The organism is Actinomadura sp. NPDC047616, assembly GCF_040642915.1.
Taxonomy (GTDB): domain Bacteria; phylum Actinomycetota; class Actinomycetes; order Streptosporangiales; family Streptosporangiaceae; genus Spirillospora; species Spirillospora miaoliensis.
Genome location: NZ_JBEYTB010000002.1, coordinates 200,453 through 227,115, shown reverse-complemented (window position 1 = coordinate 227,115; position 26,663 = coordinate 200,453). Strand labels below are relative to the sequence as shown.

22 protein-coding genes are annotated in these 26,663 nt (G+C 74.8%); 7 read left to right on the top strand and 15 right to left on the bottom strand.

Annotated features, from left to right (window positions below; genetic code table 11):
* Window positions 1–217: 217 nt before the first annotated feature.
* Window positions 218–946 (bottom strand): histidine phosphatase family protein, encoded by a 729-nt coding sequence (locus ABZ801_RS05310; protein ID WP_360693156.1) that lies wholly within the window; start codon window positions 944–946, stop codon window positions 218–220.
* A gap of 57 nt (window positions 947–1,003) precedes the next feature.
* On the opposite strand from ABZ801_RS05310, the gene ABZ801_RS05305 reads away from it, so the two are divergent.
* Together ABZ801_RS05305 and ABZ801_RS05300 are read left to right on the top strand one after the other, a co-directional pair.
* Window positions 1,004–1,369 (top strand): hypothetical protein, encoded by a 366-nt coding sequence (locus tag ABZ801_RS05305; protein WP_360693153.1) that lies wholly within the window; start codon window positions 1,004–1,006, stop codon window positions 1,367–1,369.
* Window positions 1,362–1,799 (top strand): hypothetical protein, encoded by a 438-nt coding sequence (locus ABZ801_RS05300; RefSeq protein WP_360693150.1) that lies wholly within the window; start codon window positions 1,362–1,364, stop codon window positions 1,797–1,799. The genes ABZ801_RS05305 and ABZ801_RS05300 overlap by 8 nt, the downstream gene beginning before the upstream one ends.
* 204 nt (window positions 1,800–2,003) lie before the next feature.
* Here ABZ801_RS05300 and ABZ801_RS05295 read toward each other — a convergent pair whose 3' ends face one another.
* Entirely contained in the window at window positions 2,004–2,771 is a 768-nt protein-coding gene (locus ABZ801_RS05295; protein ID WP_360693147.1) for a nuclease-related domain-containing protein, read from the bottom strand.
* A gap of 315 nt (window positions 2,772–3,086) precedes the next feature.
* Between ABZ801_RS05295 and hrpB the strand changes: the two genes are divergently transcribed.
* Window positions 3,087–5,636 (top strand): ATP-dependent helicase HrpB, encoded by a 2,550-nt coding sequence (gene hrpB, locus ABZ801_RS05290; protein ID WP_360693144.1) that lies wholly within the window; start codon window positions 3,087–3,089, stop codon window positions 5,634–5,636.
* A gap of 45 nt (window positions 5,637–5,681) precedes the next feature.
* On the opposite strand, the gene ABZ801_RS05285 is transcribed toward hrpB, so the two are convergent.
* Complete coding sequence (locus ABZ801_RS05285; RefSeq protein ID WP_344951697.1) at window positions 5,682–6,455, bottom strand: TetR/AcrR family transcriptional regulator; 774 nt, start codon at window positions 6,453–6,455, stop codon at window positions 5,682–5,684.
* Between the two features lie 140 nt (window positions 6,456–6,595).
* Here ABZ801_RS05285 and ABZ801_RS05280 point away from each other — a divergent pair, with 140 nt between their 5' ends.
* The 3 genes from ABZ801_RS05280 (at window position 6,596) to ABZ801_RS05270 (ending at window position 9,259) form a co-directional block, all read left to right on the top strand.
* Window positions 6,596–7,561 carry an ATP-binding cassette domain-containing protein gene (locus ABZ801_RS05280; RefSeq protein WP_360693141.1) on the top strand — a complete coding sequence of 322 codons (966 nt, stop codon included), beginning with the start codon at window positions 6,596–6,598 and terminating at the stop codon, window positions 7,559–7,561.
* Complete coding sequence (locus ABZ801_RS05275) at window positions 7,558–8,403, top strand: ABC transporter permease (RefSeq protein WP_344951691.1); 846 nt, start codon at window positions 7,558–7,560, stop codon at window positions 8,401–8,403. Before ABZ801_RS05280 ends, ABZ801_RS05275 begins: the two co-directional genes overlap by 4 nt.
* A gap of 112 nt (window positions 8,404–8,515) precedes the next feature.
* Window positions 8,516–9,259 (top strand): hypothetical protein, encoded by a 744-nt coding sequence (locus ABZ801_RS05270; protein WP_360693138.1) that lies wholly within the window; start codon window positions 8,516–8,518, stop codon window positions 9,257–9,259.
* A 187-nt stretch (window positions 9,260–9,446) separates the two neighbouring features.
* Here ABZ801_RS05270 and ABZ801_RS05265 read toward each other — a convergent pair whose 3' ends face one another.
* The 3 genes from ABZ801_RS05265 to ABZ801_RS05255 are packed head-to-tail and all read right to left on the bottom strand — an operon-like array spanning window position 9,447 to window position 11,673.
* A complete protein-coding gene (locus tag ABZ801_RS05265) occupies window positions 9,447–10,223 on the bottom strand; it encodes a zf-HC2 domain-containing protein (protein ID WP_360693135.1) in 777 nt (258 codons plus the stop codon).
* Window positions 10,220–10,834: a sigma-70 family RNA polymerase sigma factor gene (locus ABZ801_RS05260; RefSeq protein ID WP_344951683.1), complete on the bottom strand. Its 615-nt coding sequence runs from the start codon at window positions 10,832–10,834 to the stop codon at window positions 10,220–10,222. Before ABZ801_RS05260 ends, ABZ801_RS05265 begins: the two co-directional genes overlap by 4 nt.
* Window positions 10,835–10,884: 50 nt before the next feature.
* Entirely contained in the window at window positions 10,885–11,673 is a 789-nt protein-coding gene (locus ABZ801_RS05255; protein WP_360693129.1) for a hypothetical protein, read from the bottom strand.
* Window positions 11,674–11,828: 155 nt separating this feature from the next.
* Between ABZ801_RS05255 and ABZ801_RS05250 the strand changes: the two genes are divergently transcribed.
* Window positions 11,829–12,260, top strand: a complete 432-nt coding sequence (locus ABZ801_RS05250; RefSeq protein ID WP_360693126.1) for a PPOX class F420-dependent oxidoreductase — start codon at window positions 11,829–11,831, stop codon at window positions 12,258–12,260.
* A gap of 115 nt (window positions 12,261–12,375) precedes the next feature.
* On the opposite strand, the gene ABZ801_RS05245 is transcribed toward ABZ801_RS05250, so the two are convergent.
* The 9 genes from ABZ801_RS05245 to ABZ801_RS05205 all read right to left on the bottom strand — a co-directional run bounded on the left by ABZ801_RS05245 (window position 12,376) and on the right by ABZ801_RS05205 (window position 26,454).
* Window positions 12,376–14,823: a GMC family oxidoreductase gene (locus tag ABZ801_RS05245; RefSeq protein ID WP_360693123.1), complete on the bottom strand. Its 2,448-nt coding sequence runs from the start codon at window positions 14,821–14,823 to the stop codon at window positions 12,376–12,378.
* Window positions 14,823–15,935, bottom strand: coding sequence for an alpha/beta fold hydrolase (locus tag ABZ801_RS05240; protein WP_344951673.1), 1,113 nt, complete (start codon window positions 15,933–15,935; stop codon window positions 14,823–14,825). The genes ABZ801_RS05245 and ABZ801_RS05240 overlap by 1 nt, the downstream gene beginning before the upstream one ends.
* Before the next feature lie 259 nt (window positions 15,936–16,194).
* Entirely contained in the window at window positions 16,195–19,170 is a 2,976-nt protein-coding gene (locus ABZ801_RS05235; RefSeq protein ID WP_360693119.1) for an AAA family ATPase, read from the bottom strand.
* 281 nt (window positions 19,171–19,451) lie between these two features.
* Window positions 19,452–20,810, bottom strand: a complete 1,359-nt coding sequence (locus ABZ801_RS05230) for a cytochrome P450 (protein WP_360693116.1) — start codon at window positions 20,808–20,810, stop codon at window positions 19,452–19,454.
* A gap of 209 nt (window positions 20,811–21,019) precedes the next feature.
* Window positions 21,020–22,468 carry a rhamnulokinase family protein gene (locus tag ABZ801_RS05225; RefSeq protein WP_360693113.1) on the bottom strand — a complete coding sequence of 483 codons (1,449 nt, stop codon included), beginning with the start codon at window positions 22,466–22,468 and terminating at the stop codon, window positions 21,020–21,022.
* A complete protein-coding gene (locus tag ABZ801_RS05220; RefSeq protein WP_360693110.1) occupies window positions 22,465–23,109 on the bottom strand; it encodes a lactate utilization protein C in 645 nt (214 codons plus the stop codon). Before ABZ801_RS05220 ends, ABZ801_RS05225 begins: the two co-directional genes overlap by 4 nt.
* Window positions 23,106–24,515, bottom strand: a complete 1,410-nt coding sequence (locus tag ABZ801_RS05215; RefSeq protein ID WP_344952124.1) for a LutB/LldF family L-lactate oxidation iron-sulfur protein — start codon at window positions 24,513–24,515, stop codon at window positions 23,106–23,108. The genes ABZ801_RS05220 and ABZ801_RS05215 overlap by 4 nt, the downstream gene beginning before the upstream one ends.
* A 47-nt stretch (window positions 24,516–24,562) precedes the next feature.
* Window positions 24,563–25,303 carry a (Fe-S)-binding protein gene (locus tag ABZ801_RS05210; RefSeq protein ID WP_360693107.1) on the bottom strand — a complete coding sequence of 247 codons (741 nt, stop codon included), beginning with the start codon at window positions 25,301–25,303 and terminating at the stop codon, window positions 24,563–24,565.
* On the bottom strand, window positions 25,300–26,454 hold the full coding sequence (locus tag ABZ801_RS05205) for a substrate-binding domain-containing protein (RefSeq protein WP_360693104.1): 1,155 nt from the start codon (window positions 26,452–26,454) through the stop codon (window positions 25,300–25,302). Before ABZ801_RS05205 ends, ABZ801_RS05210 begins: the two co-directional genes overlap by 4 nt.
* Window positions 26,455–26,663: the final 209 nt, after the last annotated feature.

The following is a 26,663-nucleotide window of genomic DNA, read 5'->3' as shown; positions in this document are numbered from 1 at the left end:
ACGGCCGCGGCGCCCGGCGCCTTACGCGCCGGCCGCGATCCGCGTCCGAGCCTTTAGCGGTTCGACGGCCGCGAGCACGTTGCGACCGTTTACGCACCCACCGTGCAAATGCCGGGGCCGGTCAATTCCGCTTGCCGTCCGACGTGATTCGGACGCGTTCTGTGAGTTCGACTCCGAAAAGTCCGGGGGCGTCACCGTGCCGGGGCCCGCCCGGGGGTCACGGGGTGGCGGGATCGGCGTCGAGCAGGTGGGGGCAGTCGTTGAAGGCGGCGGGGCGCAGCATGCCTCCGTGGCGCTGCCAGCGGGTCACCGAGCAGTTGCCGATGGGATCCTTCTCGATCTCCATGATCTCCTGCTCGGACAGGTCCTCGACGATGTACCGGGTCATCACCACGATCGCGTCGTGCGCGACCACCAGGACCCGGGCGCCCGGCGACGACAGGTCCAGGTCGCGGTAGAAGCTGCGCAGCCGCAGGGCCAGGTCCGTCCAGGACTCGCCGCCCGGGGGGCGGTAGTAGAACTTGCCCAGGCGCCGCATGCGCGCGGCCTCCTGCGGATGGCGGCGGCGCACGCCGAGAGGGGTGAGGCCCTCCAGGATGCCCTGCTCGCGGTCGCGCAGCCGTTCGTCCATCTCGATGCGCAGCCCGCCCGGCTCGTCCGGCCCGAACGGGGTCTGCGCGAGGGCGATGCGGGCGGTGTCCCGGGCGCGCAGGTAGGGGGACGTGACGACCCTGGTGGGACGCTCGTCGTCGGGCAGTTCCGCCAGCCAGCGGCCGAAGGCGGCGGCCTGGAGCCGTCCGGTGTCGGTGAGGGGGATGTCGGCGTCGCGTTCGGGGATCTCGGTCTCCTCGGCGTCGGTGCCCTGCACCGCGCGGTAGGCGAGGTTGCCGGTGCTCTCCCCGTGCCGGGTCAGGATGAGGCCGTCGAGCGCGTTCACGCCGTTCATGATTCCACGGGACCGGACGGCCGGTGCTCTACAGGCGGTAGTAGTCTCGGGACTGCTATGTCGAGCGCCCTCTCCACCGTGATCATCATCGCGTCGTTGCTGGCAGCCGCCTACAGCCTGGTGACGACCCTGCGCGACCGGGCGATGGGCTGGGACCACCTGGCCGCCCTGGGCGTCCTGGAGGCGCTGCTGGTCGCCCAGATGGTGGTGGGCTTCGTCAAGCTGTCCGGCGACGAGGGGCCCGGCGACACCGCCACCTTCGTCGGCTACCTCATCGGCGTCGTGCTCATCCCCGTCGTCAGCGCGGGCTGGGGGCTGCTCGAACGGACCCGCTGGGGCCCGGGCGTCATCGTGGTGGCGTGCCTGGCCGTGTCGGTGATGGTGGTGCGTCTCGGGCAGCTGTGGGAGGGCACCGTTGTCTGAGGACGTGCGCGAGAAGACCGCCGGGACGGCCGAGGAGGCCGGGACGGGCAGCGGCCCCGGGCGGATCCTGGTCGCCGTGTACGGGATCTTCGCGCTGGCGGCCGGGGCGCGCGCCGCGGTGCAGATGGCGACCCGCTTCTCCGACGCGCCCGTCGCCTACTCGCTGTCGGCGTTCGCCGCGGCCGTGTACGTGCTGGCCACCGTGGCGCTCGCCCTGGGCGGACGCACGTCACGGCGGGTGGCGCTGGCGTCCTGCTCGATCGAGCTGGTGGGCGTGCTCGCCGTCGGGTCGCTGAGTCTCGCCGACAAGGAGGCGTTCCCCGACGAGACGGTGTGGTCGGTGTACGGCCAGGGCTACGGGTTCATCCCCCTGGTGCTGCCCGTCATCGGCCTGTACTGGCTGTGGCGCACCGGCCGTCGCACGAGCTGAACGAACCCCTGCCCGATCCACCGCTCATCCTCAGCGCCCATGACCGGCGGACGTGCCGAGGAGGAGCTGAGGGCGTTGGCTGGCGCGTCGCCGTCCGCGGGTGGCGGCGCGCCAGCGACAGACGGCGGGCATTGGTGCGGGGTGCGGCGGCCCGGATGACCGTCTCGGCGTCCTCGGGTGGCGTACGGCCGGTGCGGAGGACGTTCAGGCGGCTTCGGACGTCATGGTGCGGCCGCCGATGGGGAGCGCGTGCACGGCCGCGCGGGCGACCGTCTCGACGTCCTCGGGGGACAGGACGGCGTGCGGGTGGCGGCGGATCCACAGCAGCAGCCGCAGCGGCCGGGCGAACAGGATGCCGTCGGCGGTGAACGGGCTCTTGAGCAGCTTGCCGCCGTGCACCGCGTGGACGGGCACCACCTTCAGCTCCATGTCGGCGCGCTCGGAGATGAGCCGCCCGGCGGTGGCGGCGGCCTCCTTCAGCTCGCGCGTCATGGCGGTGCGGGTGCGCCCGTCGATGAACAGCCGTCCGCCGAACCTGCCGATCTCGGTCTCGGGGTGCCAGGCGTCGTTGCGGATCAGCCACACCCCGCCGGGGCCGACGAGCACCTGGTCGGCGGTGCCGTGGCCGGGAATGGTGCGGGCGTGCAGGACCCGGTGCCCGCGCCGCTCCAGCGTGAAGCGCAGCAGCCGGGCCATGCGCTGGTCGCCGCGCAGCCCACGCCGCCACACATGGGAACGGTGGTACAGCCACCACTGCACCGTCGCGTCGGCCCCCGCGACCAGCAACGCCATGGCGACGGCGAAAACACCGTTCACCAGTACCGCGCAGAGCACAAGCGTCACACCGGCGAGAATGGCGCGGGTGCGCAGCCTGCCCTTTCGGTCGCGCTGCCACAGTTCCTCGTACACCGCCTGCGGGGATCCGCCGGTGAAGGCCTCCCTGTCGCGGAGGTAGATGGAGCTGCCGAACATCCCGAATCCTTCCCTGCGCCTGCGATGACGACTCGATTATCGGGATACCTGAGCTCCGGCCCGCTGTCGTCCCCCGGTGAGGAGCTTCCGTCCGGAAAGCAACTGCGGTGGAAGAGATATCGCTGGTCGCCGGAGCGCGACGAAGCATCTGTCGCGTGTTCTCGGCGGCTGCTTTAGAACGTTCTACGCGCACTGCTGAAATACGCGGTGCAACTATCACCGCAAGGGTCGGGAGCCCTTTTCGCGCGTGGTGTTTCTCACATCATGGACGACGCGGCGGCATGACCGCCACCGGACGCCCGGCACACTGGAGCGGTGCCTGACGAACGTCTCCGAGCGGCCCTGACCGCGCTGCCCGTGCGCCGAGCGCTGCCCGGGCTGCGCGCGGCGTTGGACGAACGCGGCGTCGCCGTGCTGGCGGCGCCCCCGGGCACGGGCAAGACGACGCTCGTCCCGCCGGCGCTGGCGGGGCTGCTGCCGCCGGACGGGCCCGCCGACCCGGGCGGCAAGGTGATCGTGGTGGAGCCGCGGCGCCTGGCCGCGCGGGCCGCCGCGCGCCGCATGGCCTGGCTGCTGGGGGAGCGGGTCGGCGGACGGGTCGGCGTCAGCGTGCGCGGCGAGCACCGTCCCGGCACGCGGATCGAGGTGGTGACCACGGGGGTGCTGCTGCGGCGGCTGCAGGACGAGCCGGAACTGGCCGGCGTCGCCACGGTCGTCCTCGACGAGTGCCACGAGCGGCACCTGGACGCCGACACCGCGATGGCCTTCCTCCTCGACGTGCGCGCCGCGCTGCGTCCCGAACTGCGCCTGGTCGCCGCGTCCGCCACCGCCGACACCGCGCCGTGGGCGCGCCTGCTGGGCGGCGCCCACGCCGACGGCGCGGACGGCGTCCCCGCGCCCGTCGTGGAGACCGAGGCGGCGCTGCATCCGGTCGAGGTGATCTGGGCGGCGCCGGAGCGGCCGCCCGCGCCGCCGCACGGCATGCGCGTCGACCCGGCGCTGCTGGGCCATGTCGCCGCGACCGTGCGCCGGGCCCTCGCCGAACGCGACGGCGACGTGCTGTGCTTCCTGCCGGGCGCCGGGGAGATCGCCCGGGTGGCCGGGCTGCTGTCCGGCGCGGGCGTGGACGTGCTGCAGGTGCACGGCCAGGCGCCGGCCGCCGTGCAGGACGCCGTGCTGGCGCCGGGGGAGCGGCGGCGAGTGGTGCTGGCGACCTCGGTGGCCGAGTCCAGCCTCACCGTGCCGGGCGTGCGCGTCGTGGTCGACTCGGGGCTGGCGCGCGAACCCCGCACCGACCACGCCCGCGGCCTCGGCGCCCTGACCACCGTGCGGGTCTCGCGCGCCGCGGCCGAGCAGCGCGCCGGACGCGCCGGACGCGAGGCCCCCGGCGCGGTCTACCGCTGCTGGACCCAGGCCGAGCACGAACGGCTGCCCGCCCGTCCCCGCCCCGAGATCGAGCTGGCCGACCTGACCGCCTTCGCGCTGCACGCCGCCTGCTGGGGCGACCCGGACGCGGCCGGCCTGGCGCTGCTGGACGCCCCTCCGCAGGCGGCGATGCGCGCCGCGCACGGCACGCTGCGCGCCATCGGCGCGGTGGACGGCGACGGCAGGGTCACCGAACGCGGACGTGCGCTCGCGCGCGCCGGCGTCCATCCACGCCTGGCGCGGGCGCTGGTGGACGGCGCCGCGCGGGTCGGGGCCCGTGCCGCCGCGCAGGTGGTCGCGTTGCTGTCGGAGCCGCCGCCGCGCGGCGCGGGCGACGACCTCACCGCGGTGTGGCGCACGCTGCGCCGCCCCGGGCCGCCCGCCGACGCCCACGCCGCCCGCTGGCGCGACGAGGCCAGACGCCTGCAGAACGCCCTGCCGGACGGCCCGCCGCTGGCCGCGGGGCATGACGACGCGGTGGCGGGCACGGTCGTCGCGTTGGCGTTTCCGGAGCGTGTGGCGCGGATTCGGCCCGACGGCGGCTACCTGATGGCCTCGGGCACCGGTGCCGCCCTGGCCGACGGGTCGGCGTTGGCCGCCGCCCGCGCCGAATGGCTGGCCGTCGCGGTGGCCGATCGTCCCGCCGGGGCCGCCTCCGCGCGGGTCCGGCAGGCCGTCGTCATCGACGAGGACATCGCCCGGCTCGCCGCCGCGCCGCTGCTGGAGGAGGACGAGGAGGTCGCCTGGCGGGACGGCGACGTGGCCGCCCGGCGCGTCGAGCGGCTCGGCGCGATCGAGCTGACGGTGCGTCCGCTGCCCGGGCCCGATCCGGAGCGGGTGCGGGCGGCGCTGCTGGACGGCCTGCGCGCCGAGGGGCTGGGCCTGCTGACCTGGACGCCCGCCGCCGTCGCGCTGCGCGAGCGGCTGGCGTTCTGCCGCCGCGCGCTCGGGGACCCGTGGCCGATGGTGGACGACGCGTCCCTGGTCGAGCACGCCGCCGACTGGATCACGGCGGCCGGGGCCCGCCGCCGCGCCGACCTGGCCCGCCTCGACGTGGCCGCCGCGCTGCGCGCCCTGCCGCCCTGGGATTGCGCGGCACGGCTGGACGAGCTGGCGCCCGAGCGCGTCGAGGTGCCGTCCGGGTCCCGTGTCCGCGTCGACTACTCCGGGGAGCGTCCCGTGCTGGCGGTCAAGCTGCAGGAGCTGTTCGGCTGGGACGCCGCGCCCCGGCTGGCCGGCGGGCGCGTCCCGCTGGTGGTGCACCTGCTGTCACCGGCCGGGCGTCCCGCCGCCGTCACCGCCGACCTCGCCTCCTTCTGGCGGGACGGCTACCGGGCCGTACGGGCGGAACTGCGCGGCCGCTACCCGCGTCACCCCTGGCCGGAGGACCCCGCGACGGCCGAACCGACCCGTCACGCCAAGGCCCGCCGCGCCCGCTGACCCCGCCGCCGCACCCGCCGCGGCGGCGGCCGGGCGCGAGGCGGGTCAGGCGTCGCCGGTGCGGGAGCGGATCAGGACCTCGATGCCGTCCAGCACCCGGCCCAGGCCGAACTCGAAGGCGTGCTCGGGCCCGATGGTGCCGCCGTACTCCTTGGCCGCGGACGTGCCGATCCGGCTGCCGAGCGGGTAGCGGCCGGCGTCGACGTACTTGTCCAGGACGGGCGCGGTCGCCTCCCACCACTGCTCGTCGGTCAAGCCGGTGCGCCGCTCGGCCTGCGCCAGCTCGACCGACGTGCGCGCCGCGCTCTGGGCGAACCCGGTCACCAGGGCGACCACCGAGTCCATCTCCACGTCGGTCAGGCCCAGGCCGTCCACGGCGCGCAGCTCGGACTCGTACTTGTCCAGCAGGTTCGGGCCGAGCGGCGGGCGCCCGGTGGACACCTGCAGCATCCAGGGATGGCGGTGGTACAGCGCCCAGTGCTCGCGCGCCATGTGCTCCAGCCGCGCCCGCCAGCCGCCGGGCACCTCGTCGGACGGGGCGGGCTCGCCGTAGGCGCGGTCCAGCATGACGTCGATCAGCTCGGCCTTGCCCGGCACGTAGGTGTAGATCGACATCGTGGACACGCCGAGCTCCTCGGCGATGCGCCGCATGGACAGCGCCTCCAGGCCCTCGGCGTCGGCGATGCCGATCGCGACGGTGGCGATCCGCTCCACGGTCAGGCGGGGACGCGGGCCGCGCCGGGGTCGTCGCTCCTGTCCGCCCCACAGCAGTTCCAGGCTGCGCCGGGGGTCTCCGGTCCCGCTGTACTCGGTGGTCACCCGCCCATCCTCGCAAAGGACCGGCGTGCGTTGAGGACCCGCCCGCGCCCGGAGGCATGCTGCGGAACAAAACTCTGTACGGCGTACGTTATACTCGCCGGGCATTAACTCCGTACGGCATACAGAGAAGGAGTGGGCGGATGAGCACGACCCAGCACGCGGTCGTCGCCGAGGGGCTGCGCAAGCGGTACGGCGACACCGAGGCCCTGGCCGGGGTCGACCTGGCCGTCCCCGCCGGAACCGTGCACGGGCTGCTCGGGCCCAACGGGGCGGGGAAGACGACGACGGTCCGCGTCCTCACCACGCTCGTGCGGCCCGACGGGGGCCGCGCCGAGGTCGCCGGGTACGACGTGACGCGGCAGGCCGCCCGCGTCCGGGCGCGCATCGGGCTGGTGGGGCAGCACGCCGCGGTCGACGAGATCCTCAGCGGCCGCCAGAACCTGGTGATGTTCGGGCGGCTCTACCACCTCGGAGCGGCCGCGGCCCGGCGCCGGGCCGACGAGCTGCTCGACCGGTTCCGGCTCGGCGACGCCGCCGACCGGCCCGCCGGGAAGTACTCCGGCGGCATGCGGCGCCGGCTCGACCTGGCCGCCAGCATGATCCTGGCGCCGCCCGTGCTGTTCCTGGACGAGCCGACCACCGGCCTGGACCCGCGCAGCCGCATCGAGGTGTGGGAGGCGGTGCGCGGCCTGGTCGCCGGGGGCACCACCGTCCTGCTCACCACCCAGTACCTGGAGGAGGCCGACCGGCTCGCCGACACCCTCTCGCTGATCGACCACGGCCGCGTCATCGCCGAGGGCAGCCCGGACCGGCTCAAGGAACGGGTCGGCGGCGACCGCCTCGACGTGGTGGTGGCCGACCCGGCCGCGGTGCCCGCCGCGGCGGCCGTCGTCGAGAGGGTCAGCGGCACCGCGCCCGACGTCGACGCCGACACCGGGCGCGTCGGCGCGCCCGTCACCGACCGGGTGGCCGCGCTGACCGAGGCGGTGCGCGCCCTGGACGACGCGGGCGTCGCGGTCGCCGACATCGGGCTGCGCCGGCCGACACTGGACGAGGTGTTCCTGCGGCTCACCGGGGAGCGTCCCGCCGCGGAGGTGGCGGCATGAGCGCGCTCACCTTCGACGGGCGGGTCCCCGAGCCCCCGGCGGGCGCGCTCGGCAGGCTGCGCTGGGCGCTGGCCGACACCTGGACGATCACCGGCCGGTCGCTGGCGCACTGGTCGCGGCAGCCGGGCAAGCTGGCCGGGGACCTGATGTTCGCGGTGATGGTCGTGCTGATCATGGGCTATGTGTTCGGCGGCCAGATGCACGTGCCGGGCGGCGGGAACTACCGGGAGTTCATCATGCCCGGGATGTTCGCCATGATCATGATCTTCGGGGTGGAGGCCACGTTCGCCGCGGTCTCCGGGGACGCCGCCAAGGGCGTCACCGACCGGTTCCGCGCCATGCCCGTGTCCGCCACGGCGATGGTGGCCGGACGGGCCGTCGCCGACATGCTCCAGTCGACGCTGAACCTGCTGGTCACGGCCGGCACCGGCATGCTGATCGGCTGGGGCTGGAACGAGGGCGCGGGCCGCGCCCTGGCCGCCTTCGGGCTGCTGTTGCTGCTGCGCTGGTCGCTGCTGTGGGTCGGCCTCTACCTCGGCCTGGCCGCCAAGGGGCCGGAGTCGCTGGTGGCGGTGCAGATCCTGGTCTGGCCGGTCAGCTTCCTGTCCAGCGCGATGATCGCGCCGAGCACGATGCCCGGCTGGCTCGGCGCGATCGCCGAGTGGAACCCCATGTCGGCCACGGTCACCGCCGCGCGCGAGCTGTTCGGCAACCCGGGCCCGGCGACGGACGGCTCCTGGGCCGCCGAGCACAGCCTGGCGCTGGCCGTGGCCTGGCCGCTGCTGATCACGGCGGTGTTCCTGCCGCTGGCGGCGCGCCGGCACCGGAGGCTGAGCCGCTGACGAACCCGTCCCGCCCGGCGCGCGCACGGCACCCGCGCCGGGCGGGACCCGGGCACCGGCCCTGGCACCCGCCGGGGTCCGGGCGCCCGCCGGGGTCGCCTAACCTGAACCGATGAGCACCACCCGACCGGACGCCCCGCCCGGCGGCCGCCCCCGGCTCATGCTGCCCGCCCTGCGCGAGGTCTACGAGGCGTACGTGCGGGCCGCCGGCGAGCTGCCCGGGCTGCCCGACGCGCTGCGGGCCGAGGTGTGGACGTCCGCGCAGCTCGGCACGCTGGAGGCGGCGGCCCCGAACCCCGCCGCGCGCCGCGCCGCCCTCGCGGACCTGATCACCACGCTGCGGTCCGCCGGGACGCCCGCCGCGCGCCTGTTCCTGCGCGCGCTCGCCGCGATCGGACCGGCCGAGGCCCGTCCGGCGGCCGCCCGCGCCGCCCGAAGCGCGACCCGCACTCCCGACGACGAACCGCCCTGGGCGCGCCGGCTCGGCCAGGTCACCCCAGGGCAGGTGTGGCTCGTCCAAGAGGGGCCTTTGGACGGCGACAGGCTCATCTGCGAATTCCGCTACACCCCCGACGGATCCGCTCTGCACGCGCTCGCCGTACGGCTCGGACACGGCGACGTCCCGAGCGAGGTCGTCATCGTGGGGGACGTGCCCGCGCTCATGGCCGCCGCCCGCCAGGCGATGCAGGCCGAACTGTGCGTCGTGCAGCCCTACGACCCGGCGGCCGTCGGGCCCCGGCTGCGCGCCGCTCTCGACAACGCAGACCAGCCGCTGCCCCAGGAGTGCTATCCCGCGCTGGCCCTCGCCCGTCACCGCGCAGCCCTGCTCCCCGGGGAGACGTCCCCGGCCCAATGAACGGACTGCACGGCCACGAGGACGGATCGTGGCCGTGCAGCCGTCCACCCAACGGCCCGGAAAGGGCGGCGTCCGAGCCAAGGCGGGGGATAGGTCGGACACCGGCCCAGGCAGCGCTCCGGGCCCGGGTGCGGAAGCGGGGAGGCACCGCCGCAGGGCGGGCGACACGCGGCGCCTCCCCGCGGGCTCAGGTGGGCACGGTGAGCAGGGTGCGGCCCCCGCCCTGGCCTATCGTCCGCACCTCGAAGCGGGCGATCTCGGCGGGCGTCAGCGCGGTGCCGCCCTGCAGCGTCAGCGGGGCGGGGGAGCCCGGCAGCCCGTAGCCCTTGGCCGGCACCGACCAGCCCGCCACCGTGTGCGCGCGGCCCGCCCGGTCGACGGCGACCAGCTCGCACTGCAGCGGGCCGCGCACCTTGGACAGGCGCAGCCCCACCCGGCTGCCCCACAGCTTGGACTCCATTGCGACCGTGCCCGTCACGCCGGTGCCGGGATCGGAGGCGGTGACGCGATGCCCGTCCCGCATGAGCGTCTCGACGCTGCCGTCCACGACCCGCACCGACGGGCCGGCGCCGACGGCCGCGGCGCCCCCGTCACCGGTGCCGCCGCCGTCGCCGGTCCGGTCCCCGGCCATGGTGACCCCGGTGCCGAACGCGCCCGCCAGCAGCACCACCCCGGCCGCGACGCCGGCCAGCGCGCGCCCGGCCCGGCCGCGCCGCACCTTGCGCGCCCGGTGCCGCAGCAGGTCGGACACCACCTCGGGCGGCGGAGGGACCGGCGTGACGTCGCGTGGGTCCTCGATGGGCGGCATGCCGTGCAGCTGCGCCGCGACCCCGCGCAGCACGGCCAGCTCCTCGTGGCAGGGCATGCAGGCCGACAGGTGGGCCTCGAACGCGCGCCGGTCCGGCTCCTCCAGCAGGCCGAGGGCGTAGGCGCCGACGTCGATGTGCGATGTGCCGGTGGTCACGGCGTGACGCCCCTTTCCTCCAGGGCCACGCGCAGCGCCCGGAGCGCGTAGTAGACCCGGGACTTGACCGTGCCGACGGGGATGCCCAGCTGCTTGGCGGCCTCGTTGACCGAACGGTCCCGGAAGAAGGTCTCGTTGAGGATCTCGCGGTGGGCGGGGGACAGCGACTGGAGGGCCTCGGACACGACGACTGATCGCAGGAGGTCCTCCAACCCGTCGGGGGCGCGCATGTTCTCCAGCGGGCCCTCGCCCGCCTCCTGCGGCCGGGCGTTCTTGCGGCGCTGGTCGTCGATGACGATGCGGCGCGCGACGGTGGCCAGCCACGGCAGCAGCGACGTCGCGTTGGCGTCGAGCTGGTGCGCGCTGCGCCAGGCCCGGATCATCGTCTCCTGGACGACGTCCTCGGCCCAGTGCCGGTCGCCGCCGGTCAGCCGCAGCACGAACGACAGCAGCGGACGGCCGTACACGCGGTACAGCTCGGTGACGATCACCTGGTCGTCCACGGCGTCGGCGGGGCGGGGACCGCGGAACCAGCTCCACGGTCCGGTGCCGCCGTCACCGCCGCGCGGGCGGCGGCGCGCCGCCACGGTGGTCGAGGATCTGTGGGCCATTCGGGGATCTCCGCTGATGGGGGGAACGGAAGGTCGGGAAGGGACGCGGGTCAGCTACCGGGGACGGCCCCCGCACCGGGCGCGCCGCCGACACCACCACCGGAGCCGCCGCCCGCGCCCGCCCCGGTCCCGGCACCCGCGCCCGCCCCGGTGCCGAGGCCCGTGCCCGCGCCCGCCCCGGTGCCGAGGCCCGTGCCCGCGCCCGCGCCGGTGCCGAGGCCCGTGCCCGTACCGGCGTCACCCGCCCCGGCGTCGGCCGTGCCGGTGCCCGCCTGGGACCTGGTGCCGTTGGGCCTGACGACGAACCAGAGGTTGTTCACGCCCTGACCGTTCTGGTCGCCGGGGACGGTGTCCCGGGAGTAGTGGTAGAGCGGCCAGCCGCCCACGGTGACCTGCAGGGCGCCGTCGGCCCGCCTGATCCGGCCGATCCTGGCCCGCTCCACGCCCGAGACGTTCAGAGCCGGCGTCCACAGCACGGGCGGCCACGTCTGCGCGCACGGCCCCACGCACCGGGACAGCGACGGGCGGGGGCTGTCCCGGTCGTACCGGTAGACGGCGCGTCCCCGGTTGTCGACCAGGATCGTGCCGAGCTGGTTGTCCTGCATCGCGCGCAGCCCGGTCGGGGTGGCGGCGCCCCGGGGTTCGATGGGCGGCGTCCCCCGCCAGGGCCACCCGCCCGACGACGGCTGGTCACCGGCGGCCCCCACGGCGGCGGCGCCCGAGGGCGGACCGGCCGGCGCCGCGCCCCGCGGGGCGCCGCCGAACAGACCGCAGCCCGCAAGCGTCGTGCAGGCCGCGACCACGGTCCCCATGAGGACGACCCGTCCCCGGACGTTCATGTGCTTCCTCCGCTGTGGCGTGGTGCCGCGTCGGAAGGCAGTACGGGGCGCCGAGCGGGAAGGGTTCAACGGTCCGGGCGCGGGATGCGGGAAGCCGCGCCGCGCCCCGGAGGTTGACCAGACGGACATCCGACGCGTTCCACGGGAGGCACACGATGGCGGACGAGGCGGCCCTGGCGAAGCTGGTGGCCGACCGGCACCTGGGCGTGCTGGTCACGATCAGGAAGGACGGGCGGCCGCAGCTGTCCAACGTGACCTACCACTTCGACCCCGACCGGCGGCTGATCCGCGTGTCGGTCACCGACACCCGCGCCAAGACCCGCAACCTGCGCCGCGACCCGCGCGCCAGCCTGCACGTCACGACCTCCGACGGCTGGGCGTACGCGGTCGCCGAGGGCACCGCCGAGCTGTCGGCGGTCGCCGCCGACCCGCACGACGCCGCCGTCGGTGAACTGGTCGACCTCTACCGGGCCGTGCGCGGCGAGCACCCCGACTGGGACGACTACCGCCGCGCCATGGTCGACGACCAGCGGCTGGTGGTGAGGCTGCACGTCGAACGCCTCTACGGGCAGGCACCCGCGTCCTGACCCGCCGCGCCCGCGCGCGGCACGGCGGCCCCGCCACGTGAAGTAAAGGCGCGGCGCGAGGGCACCCCGCAGTTCCCTCGCGCCGCGCGTTTGTCCGGCCCTGACGCGATCCCCGTCACGCCGCGTCGGGGCCGTACACCTCCCACAACTCGCCGGCGAAGAACCGGCCGAACCGCACCAGCGCCGCCGCGCCGTCCTCACCGGACGTGCGGAACGTCGTCAGCTGGCGGGCGAAGTCGGGCAGCCGGATGTGCATCACCCCGGCGGCCACCGCCTCGGCGTCCTCGCCCTCGGCCACGTGCCCGTCCAGGATCCGCACGTACAGGGTCGAGGTGTCCGGCCAGATCCGCGTGGGCGGGCCGTGCAGCACGTTCTTCTGCCCGGTCAGGGTGCGGGGCCGGCCCTCGCCGTCGGTGAAGTACAGCCGGTACTTCATCAGGCGGCGGTCGTCCGCGCCCGCCGGCGCGAAGCAGTTGAACCAGCCCCGCAGGACGGACCGCCGGCCCCCGCAGCCGGCGGACTCCACCCACCCGTCGGCCCGTGCGGTGTGCTCGGGCTCGTCCAGGAAACGGTCGACGTCGTCGGCGGTGATGGTGAGGCGGAACGTGATGCGCTCGCGCGCCTCGGCGAGCTCGCCCGCGCGCGGGTCGCCCTCGCCGAACGTCACGAACCCCTTCATCACCTCGGTGAACGACAGCGACGTACGGGCGGCCGCCCCGGGGGACGTCCCCCGGCCCCGCTCGGGGCGCCCCGAATCCGCCCCGTACGCCGTGTCGTTCCCCGCCCCTCCAGGCGGGCCGGCCTCCCCCGAGGCCGGCCCGGCCCCCGTGTCCCGCGTGTCCCCCGTCTCCTGTGCGCCGGTGCCCTCGCGCGGCGGGGGGCACGTCCCCAGGCCCCGGCTCGCGGTGCTCTCCAGCGCCCGGCAGCTCAGGCGGTCGGCCATCGCCGCGATCGTCAGCGAGGGGTTCGGGCCCACCGGCCCCGGCATCGCCGCCCCGTCGGCGATGAACAGACCGGGATACCCGAACACCTCGCCGAAGGCGTCGCAGACGCCCTCGCCCTCATGCCGTCCCATCGGCGCGCCGCCCAGCGGATGCACGGTGATGACCCGCTTGCGGAACCACATCGGGTTGTCGGCGTACTCCGCGCCGAGCACGTCGGCCATGCCCCGCATGGTCTTGCGCAGCCGCGCGTAGTGCGCCTGGCTGGACTCGGTGCTCCACGACGCGTTCAGCCGCCCGCCCTTGAGCTCCAGCCGCCCGTCGGCGGTGTCGCGGCCCATGCCCAGCAGCGGCAGCGAGCTGACCGACAGCGCCCCGTCGCCGATCAGGTCCGACAGCTCCTGGGACACGTTGGTGTCGGGCGCGTCCTTGAAGAACTCGACGAACCGCTGCCACAGGAACTTGACGACCCGCACGACCTGCTCGTCGGGCTCCAGCCCCGGCACCATCCAGTCGACGAACGCGGGGTAGCCGCCGTCCTGGATGTAGGCGCCGGGCCCGGCGCCCGGCGTGCCGTCCAGGCTGTCGGGCAGCCGGATCGCGCTGGTGATGACCGGGCCGCGGCTGGCGTCCAGCGGCCGGACCCGGTCGCGGTCCTTGGCCTTGAGCAGGAACGTCAGCAGGTCGCCGTTGCCGCTGAACCGGGTGCCGAGCGCCCTGCTCAGCTTCGGCAGCGCCGCCCGCGACTTCAGCAGCAGGAACGTCGTGCCGTACGTGCCCGCCGCCAGGATCAGCCGCTCGCACGCGATCGTCCGGACCGGCCGCCTGTCCTTCCTGACGTTCACGTCGTGGTGGACGTAGTCGACCTCGTAACCGCCGCCGGGCCGCGGCCGGAACCCCTTGACCTCGTGCTCGGTGCGCAGGTCGGCGCCGTGGAACGCGGCCGCCGACAGGTAGGTGTGGTCGAGGCTGTTCTTGGCGCCGTCGTTGCAGCCGATGTCGCACTCGCCGCACAGCCGGCACGTGCGCCGCTGCACGCCGTGCACGTTGCCGTAGGACGGCTCGGCGAGCGGCAGGCCCACCGCCGGCTCGGCGCCGCGCGACGGGGCGAAGCTGATCCCCAGCGGGGGCAGGCTGTAGTGCAGCCCCAGCTCGGCGGCGGCGTCCTGCATCGCGTGCGCCTTGGGCGTGTGGTCGTAGGGCGGCCGGTCGAGCGGGTAGACGTCGGTGCCGATCATCTTCTCGACCGCGTCGTAGTGCGGGTCGAGGTCGTCACGGCTCACCGGCCACACCTCGTGCCCGCCGCCGGGAAGGTCGGTGACGAACCACCGCTCGTCCTTGCGCAGCAGCACGTTGGCGTAGATGAGCGACCCGCCGCCCAGGCCGGACGACACCACCGAGTCGAAGCCCTTGAAGCTCCAGACGTCGAACATCCCGTACAGCCCGGCCTCGGGGTCCCAGAACGCCCGGCCGATCTCGGCGGGGGAGCGGGGGAAGGTGCCGGGCGGGTACGGGCGGCCGCGCTCCAGCAGCACGACCGACCGCCCGGCCTCGGCCATCCGGTACGCGGCCACCGAGCCGCCGAACCCGGACCCGACGACCACCGTGTCGACGTGCTCCATCAGGCCACCTGCCGGGCGTGGCTGTGCTCCTGGATGTGCGCCAGGATGGCCGGGAACACGTCGATGTGCGCGTTGCGGCCGACGATCGGGTCCACGTGGGAGTACCGGGGCAGGATCTTCAGCGAGTGCCGGCCGGGCGCCCTGCGCGACAGGATCCGGTGGCAGACGATGTTGGAGTCGGTGAACACGCGGTTGTCCGAGCCGGTCAGGAACAGGCTGGGCGGCAGGTTCTCGGGGGCGTCGCGCAGGTAGTTGTCGGGCAGCGCGGCGTAGCGCGGGTCGCCCGGCAGGTTCTTCACCGCGTACCCGGCCTTGACCATCTTGCGGATGTGCCGGTAGTAGCTCAGCCCCGTCACGGGGAACAGGTCGGCCCACCGCTGGTGCGTCTCGGGCGCCAGGTTGTCGTGGTCGTAGAACATCGCCGGACGCCCGCTGCCCCACATGAAGCTGACCATGTGGCAGTCGGGGTTGTCGCACTCGCGGTGCACCGCCGAGACCAGCCGGGAGATCATCCGGTTGCGGGTGAAGCGGGCCGCCGAGGCCGAGTAGGCGTCCAGCACCGACACCCCGAACCCGTACTCGACGATGCCGGGGCCGAAGTTCAGCTTCAGCCGCGACCAGGCGGGCACCCGCGTGACCAGCGAGACGCTGTTGGACACCGCGCTGGTGACGTCGGTGACCAGGCCCGCGGCCATGCTCATGAAGAACGACACCGCGCCCAGGCACTGCGCGACGACGTGCACCCGCCGGTCGCCGATGTGGCGGCGCAGCTCCCGCAGGGCGGCGGGGTGGTCGTACAGCGCGATGTCGTCGAGGCTGAACCGGTTGGTCTCGGCGTTGTAGGGGAACCGGTTGCTCATCCGGAAGTCCAGCGCCCAGACGTCGGTGTACCCGTTGTCCAGCAGGAAGTTCGTCATGTTGTAGTGCTCGGGCATGATGAACATGTCGCTGGACGCCGGCAGCCCGTGCAGGAGCAGCACGACGTCGTCGCAGTCGGCGCGGTGGAAACGCGTCAGGCTCAGCCCGAGACCGTCCTCGGTGGAGAACGGGTGCACCGAGATCTCGGCCTTCTCCACGCCTTCGTGCGTGTAGCGCGCGACGGGTCGCTCCATGTCCATCGACCTCCCCAGCTCGGGAACAACCATGGCGTCCCCCCGGGTGCGGGGACATCGTGGTAAACCCTGACTTCCACGGTGCCGTTCCGGAGGACGTGTCGTGCGTGATTCTCCGGAGGGCCCTTCAGCGTCATGTGACGCACCGGAGACCGCGCTCGTTTCAACGGTGCGCCGAGCCCGTCCACGAGCGCGTCGTCGCCGCGCGGCACCGCCCGGCCGCGTGCGCTCCCGCCGCGCGCGCCGCCGCGAGGACGCGCTACTCCTCCTGCGTGTCGGCCTGCAGCCGGGCCAGCGCCTTCACCAGGTTCACCCGCGAGGTGATGTCGAGCTTGGAGAAGATGTGCGACAGGTGCGTCTCGACGGTGCGGACGCTGATGAACAGGCGCTCGGCGATCTGCTGGTTGGTCAGGCCGTCGGAGACGAGCATGGCGACCTCGAACTCCCGCTGGGACAGGCCGAACTGCTCGTCGCCGCCCCGGCGTCCCGACGCGCCCCGCCCGGCCGGGCCGGGCGTGCGGATGCCGACGCGCCGCTGCTCGAACGTGGTCCTGGAGTGCAGCAGGCGGGCGCCGCACGCGGCGAAGACATCGGCGGCGGCGCGCAGGTCGTCCCGGGCCGCGGCGCGGTCCTTGGCCCTGGCCGCGGCGACCCCGGCGGCCAGCCGCGCCCGCCCCGCGTCCACCCGGGCGTAGCACGCCTCGAACAGCGCGGCGGCCTCACGGGCCAGGCGCGCGGCCGTCTTCGGGTCGGCGGCCATGCCGGCGTACGAGCGCGCCAGCATGGCCCGCGCGCGGTCGCTGTCCAGCTGCGGGTTGGCGACCTGCTCGGCGCGCCCGGCCCACAGCGCGGCGTCCTCGTCGCGGCCCTGCTGCGCGGCGACCTCGGCCATGATCTCGCAGCAGGCCAGGCGGGCGTCGGGGTCGAGCAGGATCACCTCGCCGAAGCCGTTGCAGGCCTCCATCATGGCCTCGACGCCCTCGTCGACCCGCGACAGGCCGAGCAGCGCCCGCGCCCGCGCGTACTGGGCCTGCGCGCCGTACCACTCGCCGCCGTCGGCGCCGGCGCGCATCGCCTCGTCGGCCAGCCGCAGCGCCTCCTTGGCGTCACCGGCCAGGCCGACGGTCAGGGACTGCTGGGTCAGCGCCCCCGCCAGCTGGGGCGCCGCGCCCAGGAGCCGGGCCGTCTCGGCGGCCTCTTCGGCGATCATCATGGCCTCGGTGAGCCGGCCCTCCATGGTGGAGGCGCGGGCCTGCCCGGTCAGCAGGGTGGCCAGGATGTAGGTCTGGCCGGTGGCGCGGGCGACCGACACCGCGCGCTCGAAGTGCCGCCGGGACGCGGCGTAGCGGCCCATCATGTGCTCGGCCCAGCACAGCCAGGCCACCGCGTCCAGCCATTCGGCCAGCTCGTCGTCGGTCGCCTCGGCCACCAGCCGGTCGGCGGTCTCGGCGTGCCGGACGGCGCCGGCCAGGTCGCCCGACAGGAACGACGACATCGGCCGCAGCGCCGTGACCGCCATCCGCACGGCGGACGGCCAGCCGTCCCCGCCGTTCTCGGGCATGTTCTCCAGAACGGCGTGGGCCGCGCGGAAGTCGCCGCGGAACAGGCTCTCGGCCACCAGCCGCAGCCGCAGCGGCACGCCGGTCGGCGACGCCGGGTCGGGGATGCGGCGCAGCTCGTCCAGCAGCAGCGCCCGCGCCTCGTGCGGACGGCCCAGCAGCCGTTCCATCAGCGCGCACAGCCGCGCCGCCGTGACGCGGCGGTCGTAGTCGTCGGGCGGCAGCAGCCGCAGCAGCGTGCGGGCCGTCTCGCGCCCCTCGGTCAGCCGCCCGCCGAGCGACTCCACCTGCGCCAGCTCCATCAGCAGGCCCAGCCGGGACGGCAGCGGCTCGCGGCCCTCGGTCGGCTCGGGAGGCTCGGGCATGTTCTCCGGCATCAGCCGCAGCGCGGCCCGCAGCCAGTGCGCCGCGGTGACCGGGGCCTGCGCGGTGAACGTGCGGGCCGCCTCCACCAGCGTGGCGATCGCCGCCGGGTCGCCGACCCGCCCCGACCGTTCCACGTGCCGGGCGCGCATCGCGGCGGGCGCGCCGATCCTCGCCAGGTAGGCGGCGATACGGCCGTGCGCGGCCAGCCGCCACCCGGCCGCGGCCGACCCGTAGGCGGCGTGCCGCACCAGCGGGTGGCGGAAGCGGAACCGCTCGGCCATCGGCCGCACGATGTCACGGGCGACCAGCTCGTCCAGCGCCGACAACGTGGCGTCCTCGGACACCTCGGCGGCCACCGCGGCCAGCGCCGGGTCGAACTCGTCGGCGGCGACCGCCGCGCCCTGCGCCACCAGCAGCGCGGTCCGCGACAGGCCGCTCAGCTCCAGCACCAGGGCGGCCTGCACCGCGGGCGGCAGGTCGCCGTCGCCCGGGCCGGTGACGGGCCGCTGCGGGCTGCGCGCCAGCGCCTCCAGGTAGAAGGGGTTGCCGCCGCTGGCACGGTACAGCTCGCGGCAGCGCGCGTCGGGCTCCCGCAGGCCGAGCAGCTGCGCGACCTGCTCCTCGGTGAGCGGGTCGACCGGGACCCGCAGGGCGCGCGCGTTCTGCACCGCGTCCTCGACCAGCGCGGCCAGCCGCGGCGACGCCTGCGCGGGCCGGTACGCCACGGCGAGCGTCACCCTGGCGCGCGGCGGGTGCCGCACCAGGTGGTCCAGCAGCTCGATGGTGGCCTCGTCGGCCCAGTGCAGGTCGTCCAGTATCAGCACCAGGCCGGACGCGGCGGCCAGCTCCTCCAGCAGCCGCCGCACGGTCCGGTACAGCTGGTAGCGGGCGACCCGCCGCCCGTCGGCGGTCTCGGCGGCCGGGCCGGTGGTCGCGGGCGCGGCGGGCGCGGCGGCCAGGGCCGGGAACACCGCCGACAGCAGCCGGGTCGCGCCCGGCCCGAGGTCCGGCAGATGCTCCTCCAGGTGGTCGTCGAGGGCGTCGACGACGGCGCCGAACGGCATCTCCTGTTCGAACTCGGCGGCGCGGCCCGCGCGGGTGGGCAGCTTGCGCGCCGCGGCGGCCCCCGACAGCTCGCTCAGCAGGCGGGTCTTGCCCGCTCCCGGCTCGCCGACGAGGGCGACGAACCGGAACGCGCCCTCGGCCGTGGCGTCCAGCGCCTCTTCCAGGGCACGCAGCACGCCCTGGCGTCCGACCAGCGGCAGGGCCGCCGGAAGGACGTCGGGATGCTGGTCCGTACGACCCTCCATGTCCACACCCCACCAGTAGTGACAAGGCGGTCGATACGCCGCGATGAAGACGTTCAGCTGCTGTCTTGCCTCGATCTTCGGGCAGTCGCAGGGGACACTTTACCGATTCGGCCGACGGCGTGGCCGGTCAAGCGCTCCGGCCCACCGCCGTCCGGACCGCTGCGGTCGCGTCCCCGGCGGTTGCCCTCTGCTATCAACCGTCTTAACCAGGGGGATGTCAACAGTCTTCAGTTAGGCGTTGCCTACCCGTCACCCTTCTACTCGCCGGCCTCCTCGCCCACCTAGGTCACGGCCGAGCCGCTGCGGGACCCCGCCGGGGTGGCGACGACGCGCGTCGATCTGGCCGGAACCAGCGTGACCGCCTTGAGGCGGACGCGCTCGGGCGCGGGGTCGGCGGGACGCAGCTCCACCCGGCGCAGCACCTCGGTGACGATCACCCGCATCTGCAGCAGCGCCAGCTGGGCGCCCGCGCAGTAGCGGCGGCCGCCGCCGAACGGCAGCCATGCCCGGTTGGCCTTCGCCGCGTCCGGGCCGAGGAACCGCTCGGGCCGGAACTCCCCGGGCTCGGGGAACACCTCCGGATCGGAGTGCACCAGCGGGATGATCGCCGCCACGCACCACCCGGCGGGCACCTGGTGGCCGCCGACCGTCATCGGCTCGGCCAGCGCCCGGGGCGTGGCCAGCACCACCGGGCGGACCCGCAGCGACTCCTTGATCACCGCGTCCAGGTAGGCGTGGCCGTCGCCCGCCGCCATCTCGTCGCGCAGCCGTTCCAGCACCCGGGGGGTGCGCACCAGGCGCTCGAACGTCCAGGCCAGGGCGGTGGCCGTGGTCTCGTGCCCGGCGACCAGCAGGGTGATCAGCTCGTCGCGCACCTCCCGGTCGGTCAGCGGCTCGCCCGCCTCGTCCCGCGCCGCGAGCAGCTGCGACAGCACGTCGCCCGCGTCCGGGTCGGGGTCGCGGCGGCGCCGGGCCATCTCGTCGTAGAGGATCGCGTCGACCTGGGCGCGGACCCGCGCGAACCGGGTGGTGGGCAGGAACCCGGCGCGCTGGGGCAGCGGCGAGGTCAGCAGCCACTCGCGCGGCCCGGGCGGCAGGCGCACCACGGCGGCGTTCCCGCCGAGCGCCACCAGCCGCGGCAGCAGGACGCGCAGGCGGCGCAGCCGTCCGGCGTCGCGGATGCCGAACACCACCCGCATGATCACTTCGAGGGTGATCCGCTCCATCCGGGTGCGCAGTGCGAACGGCTCGCCGAGCGGCCAGCGGTCGACGTCGGCGGCGGCGATCTCGGCCACCCGCTCGGCCCAGCGCGCCACCGCCCGCCCGTGCAGCGGCGGGCTGAGCAGCCGCCGGTGCCGCCACCACGGGTCCTCGTCCAGCGTCAGCAGCGACGCCTCGCCGACCAGCGGGCCGAGGAACCCGCGCCGCACCGCCCCCGCGCGGCCCCCCGCGCCGTCGGCGGCCAGCACCTGCTCGGCCAGGTCGGCGGTCGCCACGCACACCTCCGGCGGCATGCCGGGGAGCCGGATCTGGAAGACGGGCCCGTGGCGGCGCCCGGCGGCGAAGAACCGCATGGGGTCGGCGACGAGCCAGGCGACCTGCAGCGGCGGAGGCAGGCGCAGACCGGGGGGAGCGGGCATCGAGACTCCTGCACGGGATCTCCGGAGAGGTGATCCCTCGAGACGGCGGTCACCGACGCGCGGCGGGGTGAGGCGGCCGCCGCGCCACTCCGGCCGGACCCGCACCGGAGATCACTTTGATGATCTTCGTTCGCAGGTGCCCCTCACATCGTGGTAAACACCGATATTGGCGGCTGTCAGGGGCTGCCCCCCAGCAGGGCGAGGACGGCTCAGGCCAGGCCGATGCGGGCGGCCGCGTCCGACCAGGTGGACTCGTCGCCGCGCGGCTCGTACCGGCGCAGGGACTGCGTCTCGGCGACGAGCGCGCGCATCTCCGCCAGGTCGCCCACGACCCCGTGCGCGCGCGCCTGCACCAGGACGTTGCCCAGCGCGGTGGCCTCCACCGGCCCGGCGACGACGGGCAGCCCGCACGCGTCCGCGGTCAGCTGGCACAACAGCTCGTTGCGGGAACCGCCGCCGACCAGGTGCACCACCTCCACCTCACGGCCGGACAGCTCCGCCGCCTGCCGGATGGCCGCGCGGTGCGCCAGCGCCAGGCTGTCGAGCACGCAGCGCACGATCTCGGCGCGGGTGCTCGGCTCGGGCATGCCCCGGCGGCGGCAGTGCGCGGCGATGCGCGCGGGCATGCCGCCCGGCGGCAGGAACTCGGGGTCGTCCGGGTCGATCAGCGAACGCAACGCCGGAACCCGTGCCGCCTCCGCCAGCAGCGAGGGAAGGTCGGGGGAGTCCCAGGCGCGCAGGCACTCCTGCACCAGCCACAGCCCCATCACGTTGCGCAGGTAGCGGACGGTGCCGTCCACCCCGCCCTCGTTGGTGAAGTTGGCCTTGCGGCTGGCCTCCGTCAGCACGGGCGCGGGCAGCTCCACACCGACCAGGGACCAGGTGCCGCAGGAGATGTAGCCGAAACGGTCACCGGAGGCGGGTACGGCGGCCACGGCCGAGGCGGTGTCGTGGGACGCCACGGCCGTCACCGGCAGGTCCGTGCGCAGGCCGGTCTCCTCCGCCACGTCCGGGCGCAGCGTCCCCACCACATCGCCAGGCTCGCGCAGGTCGGGCAGCAGTTCCGCGGGCAGTCCCAGGCGGTCCAGCAGGGCTCGCGACCACACGCCCCCGCGTACGTCGAGCAGCCCCGTCGTGGACGCGTTGGTGCGTTCGGCGCCGACCCGCCCGGTCAGCCAGTACCCCACCAGGTCAGGGATCAGCAGCAGCGTCCGCGCGCGCTTGAGGACGTCTGCGGACTCGGCCGCGAGCTGGTAGACGGTGTTGAACGGCAGGAACTGCAGCCCCGACACCTGGTACAGGTGGTCGTCGCCGAGTTCGGCGCGCACCCGTTCCATGACGCCGTCGGTGCGCGCGTCGCGGTAGTGCACGGGGTTGCCGAGCAGCGCGCCGCGCTCGTCCAGCAGCCCGTAGTCGACGGCCCACGAGTCGATGCCCACCGACACCAGGCCGGCGGGCGCCGCACGCAGCCCGTCGAGCACGTTGCCGTACAGGCCCAGGATGTCCCAGTGCAACGTGCCCGCGACCCGCACGGGACGGTTGGGGAAACGCCGCAGCTCCTCGAGCTCCAGGGTTCCCGGTCCGACGCGCGCGGCCATCACCCGCCCGCTGGACGCCCCAAAGTCGACGGCGGCGAACACCGCGGATGAAGCGTTCATGGGACGAGCAGTACCTCCAGGGTGCGGGGGCCGTGCACGCCCTCGACGCGCGACAGTTCGATGTCGCTGGTCGCCGAGGGGCCGGACACGAAGGTGAGGGGACGGGACGGGTCGAGCCGCTCCAGCGCCTCGGGCACGTCGGCCGCGACCTGGTCGGCGGTGACCACGATCAGGTGGTAGTCGGGCACCAGGGACAGCGCGCGCGGCCCCTGGCCGGGCCCGTGGTCCAGCACGATGGTGCCGGTCTCGGCGATCGCGGCGGCGCAGCCGGTGACCGCGCCCGCCAGCTCGTCCAGTTCGGCCACGGACGGCTCACGCGAGATCCGCTCCGGCGGGACCCGCGCCAGCCACTCGTCCGGCAGCCCCGACGGCACCGCGAACGCCCCGCCACCGCGCGCGGCCAGCGACTCGGCCACCGCGCCGGGCAGCTCGCCGGCGGACACCAGCCGCACCGCGGCGCGGTAGTCGGCGACCCGTTCGGCGAACAGTTCCAGGATCTTCTCACCGTGGTGACGCCGCAGGTAACCGCGGTCGATCCTGCCGTAGGACTCGGCCGCGTCGGCGGCGGAGCGCCTGCCCGTCACCCGCTCGATCCGGCCGAGGATCTCCTCGCGCGCGTTCGCGCCTGCCCGCCCGCTCATTCGCCCTTCCCTCCGGTGCGGTTCCACCAGGCGCGGAACGACTCCCTGGGCGGCGCCGGCGCGTCCCGGGTGTCGGTCCAGGCGCTCAGCGGCCCGGGCAGGCGCCGGATGCGGCCGCGCCGGCCCACCACGTGGCGGCCGGCGGACGCGGCGCGCTGCGCCAGGGCCAGCCGGGCGGGCGAACGCAGCGTCCACCCCGCGACGTCCATCACCGCGCGTTCCAGCGGATGCTTGTGCCCCTTCTCCACCGCGCGGGCGCGCAGGTGCACCAGCACCTCGGGGATGTCGATCGCCACCGGGCACGCCTCGAAGCACGCCCCGCACAGCGTCGACGCGTAGGGCAGCGAGGCGTCCACGTCCGAGCCGATGCCGCGGATCTGCGGCGACAGGATCGCGCCGATCGGCCCCGGGTAGGGCGAGCCGTAGGCGTGCCCGCCGGCGCGCGAGTAGACGGGGCAGACGTTCAGGCAGGCCGAGCAGCGGATGCAGCGCAGCGCCTGCCGCCCGACCTCGTCGGCCAGCGTCGCGGTGCGGCCGTTGTCCAGCAGGACGAGATGGAAGTCCGACGGCCCGTCGCCGGGGGTGCTGCCGGTCCACGTGGAGGTGTAGGGGTTCATCCGCTCCGCCGTCGAGGAGCGGGGGAGCAGCTGCAGGAACACCTCCAGGTCGCGCCAGCTCGGCACGATCTTCTCGATGCCCATCACCGAGATCAGCGTCTCGGGCAGCGTCAGGCACATCCGCCCGTTGCCCTCCGACTCCAGCACCACCAGGGTGCCGGTGTCGGCGACGGCGAAGTTGACCCCGGACACCGCCACCTTCGCCGACAGGAACTTGGCGCGCAGGTGCCGGCGCGCCGCCTCGGCCAGCTCGGCGGGCGAGTCGGACATCCCGGCCGGCGCGTCCGGCATCGTGCGGCGGAAGATGTCGCGGATGTCGGCGCGGTTGCGGTGGATGGCCGGGACCAGGATGTGCGACGGGCGGTCGTCGCCGAGCTGCACGATCAGCTCGGCCAGGTCGGTCTCGTAGGCGGCGATGCCCGCCTCGGCCAGCGCCTCGTTCAGCCCGATCTCCTGGGTGGCCATCGACTTGACCTTGACCACCTCGGTCTCGCCGGTCGCCCGGACCAGGTCGGTCACGATCCGGTTGGCCTCGGCGGCGTCGCGCGCCCAGTGCACCGTGCCCCCGGCCTCGGTGACCTTCTCCTCCAGCAGGCGCAGGTAGTGGCCGAGGTTCGCCAGGACGTGGTCCTTGATCTGCTTGCCCGCCTCGCGTAGGGCGGCCCAGTCGTCCAGCTCGGCGACGGCCGCCGCGCGGCGCCCGCGGATCGTGGACGTGGCGTGCGCCAGGTTGCGGCGCAGCCGGGTGTCGCCCACCGCGCGCCGCGCCGCGTCCGGGAACGCCGGCATCCCCAGGTACGTCGGCATGCGGCCGGCGGTGCCGCTCGTGCCGGTGCTCATGTTCGGTCCTCCTCTGTGGAGGCGAGGATCTCGGCCAGGTGCACCGTGCGCACGCCGGACCGGGTACGCGACAGCGCCCCGCCGATGTGCATCAGGCAGGAGTTGTCGGCCGAGCACAGCGCCTCGGCGCCGGTGCGGCGCACGTTGGTCACCTTGTCGGCGCACATGGCGGCCGACACCTCGGAGTTCTTGAGTGCGAACGTGCCGCCGAAGCCGCAGCACTCGGTCGCCTCGGGCAGTTCCACCAGGTCGATGCCGCGCACGGCGCGCAGCAGCCGCAGCGGCCGGTCGCCCACGTGCAGCATGCGCAGCGAGTGGCAGGTGGGGTGGTAGGTGACGCGGTACGGGAAGTAGGCGCCCACGTCGGTCACGCCGAGCACGTCGACCAGGAACTCCGACAGCTCGTACACCCTGGGCGTCAGCGCCTCCACGCGCGCGGCCAGGGCGCGGTCGCCGGAGTCGGCCGCCAGCTTGGGGTGCCAGTCGCGGACCATCGCGCCGCACGACGCCGACGGGGTCACGATCGCGTCGTATCCGGCGAACGCCTCGGCGAAACCGCGCACCATCGGCAGGGCCTGCCTGCGGTAGCCGGTGTTGAAGTGCATCTGCCCGCAGCACGTCTGCGCCTGCGGGAACTCGACCTCGTGCCCGAGCCGGGTCAGCAGCCGCACGACCGCCTTGCCCGTGCCGGGGTACATCGTGTCGTTCAGGCACGTGATGAACAGCGCGACCTTCATCGCTCCTCCTCGGAGCCGCCCGCGCCGACGGAGATCTCCGCGATGCCGGAGCCCTCCGCGCCGACGCGGCGGCTGGACTCGCGCACCACCAGCTCCGGCTGGAACATCACCTGCTGGTGGGCGTGCCCCTCGGGGTCGTCGCACTCCTCCAGCAGCAGTTCGGTGGCGATCCGGCCCAGCTGGTAGGTGGGCTGGCGGACCGAGCTGAGCGGCACCGCGGCCGCCGCGGAGAACTCGATGTCGTCGTAGCCGATGAGCGCCACGTCGGTGGGCACCTTCACCCCCGACTGCAGCAGTACCCGCATCACCCCCAGGGCGAGCAGGTCGTTGGCGCAGAAGATGGCGTCGGGCAGGGAGCCTTCGGCCAGCAGCCGCCGCGCCGCCTCCTGGCCGGCGCGCGCGTTCATCGCCGGGACGGTCAGCTCCCGCATCGTCTCGCGCGGCAGCCCGGCCGCGCGCAGCGCCCGCAGCGCGCCCTTGCGGCGGTCGGCGCACTGCCGCAGCGCGGACGGGCCGGTGACGAACCCCAGCGAGCGGGCGCCGTCCTCCAGCAGCCGGCCGACCGCCAGCTCGCCGCCCGCCACGTCGTCCACCGCCACCGAGCACTGGTTGGCGCGGGGCGTGGGGTGGTCCAGCAGGACGACCGGGATGTCGCGCTCGCGCAGCCGGTCGGCCTGCCGCCCGTCGTCCACGGGCGTGACCAGCACGCCGCGGACCCGCTGCTCGGCGAACACCCGCAGGTTGCGCTGCTCGCGCTCGTCGGACTCGGCGGACGACGACAGCAGCACCGCGTAGCCGTGCTCGCTGGCCGCGTCCTCGACGCCGCGGGCGACCTCGGTGAAGAACGGGTTCGACAGGTCGAGCACCATCAGCCCGACCGTGCGGCTGTGCCCGGCGCGCAGCGTCGACGCCGAACCGTGCCGGACGAACCCCAGCTCGCGGATGACCTGCTCGACCCGGGCGCGGGTGGCGGGGGCCACCCGTTCGGGACGGTTGAGCACGTTGGAGACGGTGCCGGGAGACACCCCCGCGTGCCGCGCCACCTGCTTGATGCCCACGGTCGCCGGGCCCCCGGCGCCGTTGCGCGTGGCCGGACGCCTGCTCGCGGACCGGCGCGGCGCGGGTACCTCGCCGGTGCCGTCTGTGCTCATCTGCCGCCCCCGGGTCGGTTTCCGTCTGTGGTGTGTGCCCGCTCACTTTGGGACATGCCGTTAAAACGTGTCAACCCCGCAGTGGCGATCTTGCGGCCCGCGGTGCGGTCGACCGCCCCATGCGCCACATCCGTCGCAAGAACCTTTCAGCCCTTGTCCCACCGGAGCTCCAGCGGTTTCGGGGTAAGTGGCCTCTTGACGAGTGGGTT

Coding starts and splice junctions, on each gene's coding strand:
- ABZ801_RS05310 (WP_360693156.1), bottom strand. CDS start 946: ATGAACGGCGTGAACGCGCTCGACGGCCTCATCCTGACCCGGCACGGG.
- ABZ801_RS05305 (WP_360693153.1), top strand. CDS start 1,004: ATGTCGAGCGCCCTCTCCACCGTGATCATCATCGCGTCGTTGCTGGCA.
- ABZ801_RS05295 (WP_360693147.1), bottom strand. CDS start 2,771: ATGTTCGGCAGCTCCATCTACCTCCGCGACAGGGAGGCCTTCACCGGC.
- ABZ801_RS05280 (WP_360693141.1), top strand. CDS start 6,596: ATGAGCACGACCCAGCACGCGGTCGTCGCCGAGGGGCTGCGCAAGCGG.
- ABZ801_RS05275 (WP_344951691.1), top strand. CDS start 7,558: ATGAGCGCGCTCACCTTCGACGGGCGGGTCCCCGAGCCCCCGGCGGGC.
- ABZ801_RS05270 (WP_360693138.1), top strand. CDS start 8,516: ATGAGCACCACCCGACCGGACGCCCCGCCCGGCGGCCGCCCCCGGCTC.
- ABZ801_RS05260 (WP_344951683.1), bottom strand. CDS start 10,834: ATGGCCCACAGATCCTCGACCACCGTGGCGGCGCGCCGCCGCCCGCGC.
- ABZ801_RS05255 (WP_360693129.1), bottom strand. CDS start 11,673: ATGAACGTCCGGGGACGGGTCGTCCTCATGGGGACCGTGGTCGCGGCC.
- ABZ801_RS05250 (WP_360693126.1), top strand. CDS start 11,829: ATGGCGGACGAGGCGGCCCTGGCGAAGCTGGTGGCCGACCGGCACCTG.
- ABZ801_RS05245 (WP_360693123.1), bottom strand. CDS start 14,823: ATGGAGCACGTCGACACGGTGGTCGTCGGGTCCGGGTTCGGCGGCTCG.
- ABZ801_RS05240 (WP_344951673.1), bottom strand. CDS start 15,935: ATGGAGCGACCCGTCGCGCGCTACACGCACGAAGGCGTGGAGAAGGCC.
- ABZ801_RS05235 (WP_360693119.1), bottom strand. CDS start 19,170: ATGGAGGGTCGTACGGACCAGCATCCCGACGTCCTTCCGGCGGCCCTG.
- ABZ801_RS05230 (WP_360693116.1), bottom strand. CDS start 20,810: ATGCCCGCTCCCCCCGGTCTGCGCCTGCCTCCGCCGCTGCAGGTCGCC.
- ABZ801_RS05225 (WP_360693113.1), bottom strand. CDS start 22,468: ATGAACGCTTCATCCGCGGTGTTCGCCGCCGTCGACTTTGGGGCGTCC.
- ABZ801_RS05220 (WP_360693110.1), bottom strand. CDS start 23,109: ATGAGCGGGCGGGCAGGCGCGAACGCGCGCGAGGAGATCCTCGGCCGG.
- ABZ801_RS05215 (WP_344952124.1), bottom strand. CDS start 24,515: ATGCCGGCGTTCCCGGACGCGGCGCGGCGCGCGGTGGGCGACACCCGG.
- ABZ801_RS05210 (WP_360693107.1), bottom strand. CDS start 25,303: ATGAAGGTCGCGCTGTTCATCACGTGCCTGAACGACACGATGTACCCC.
- ABZ801_RS05205 (WP_360693104.1), bottom strand. CDS start 26,454: ATGAGCACAGACGGCACCGGCGAGGTACCCGCGCCGCGCCGGTCCGCG.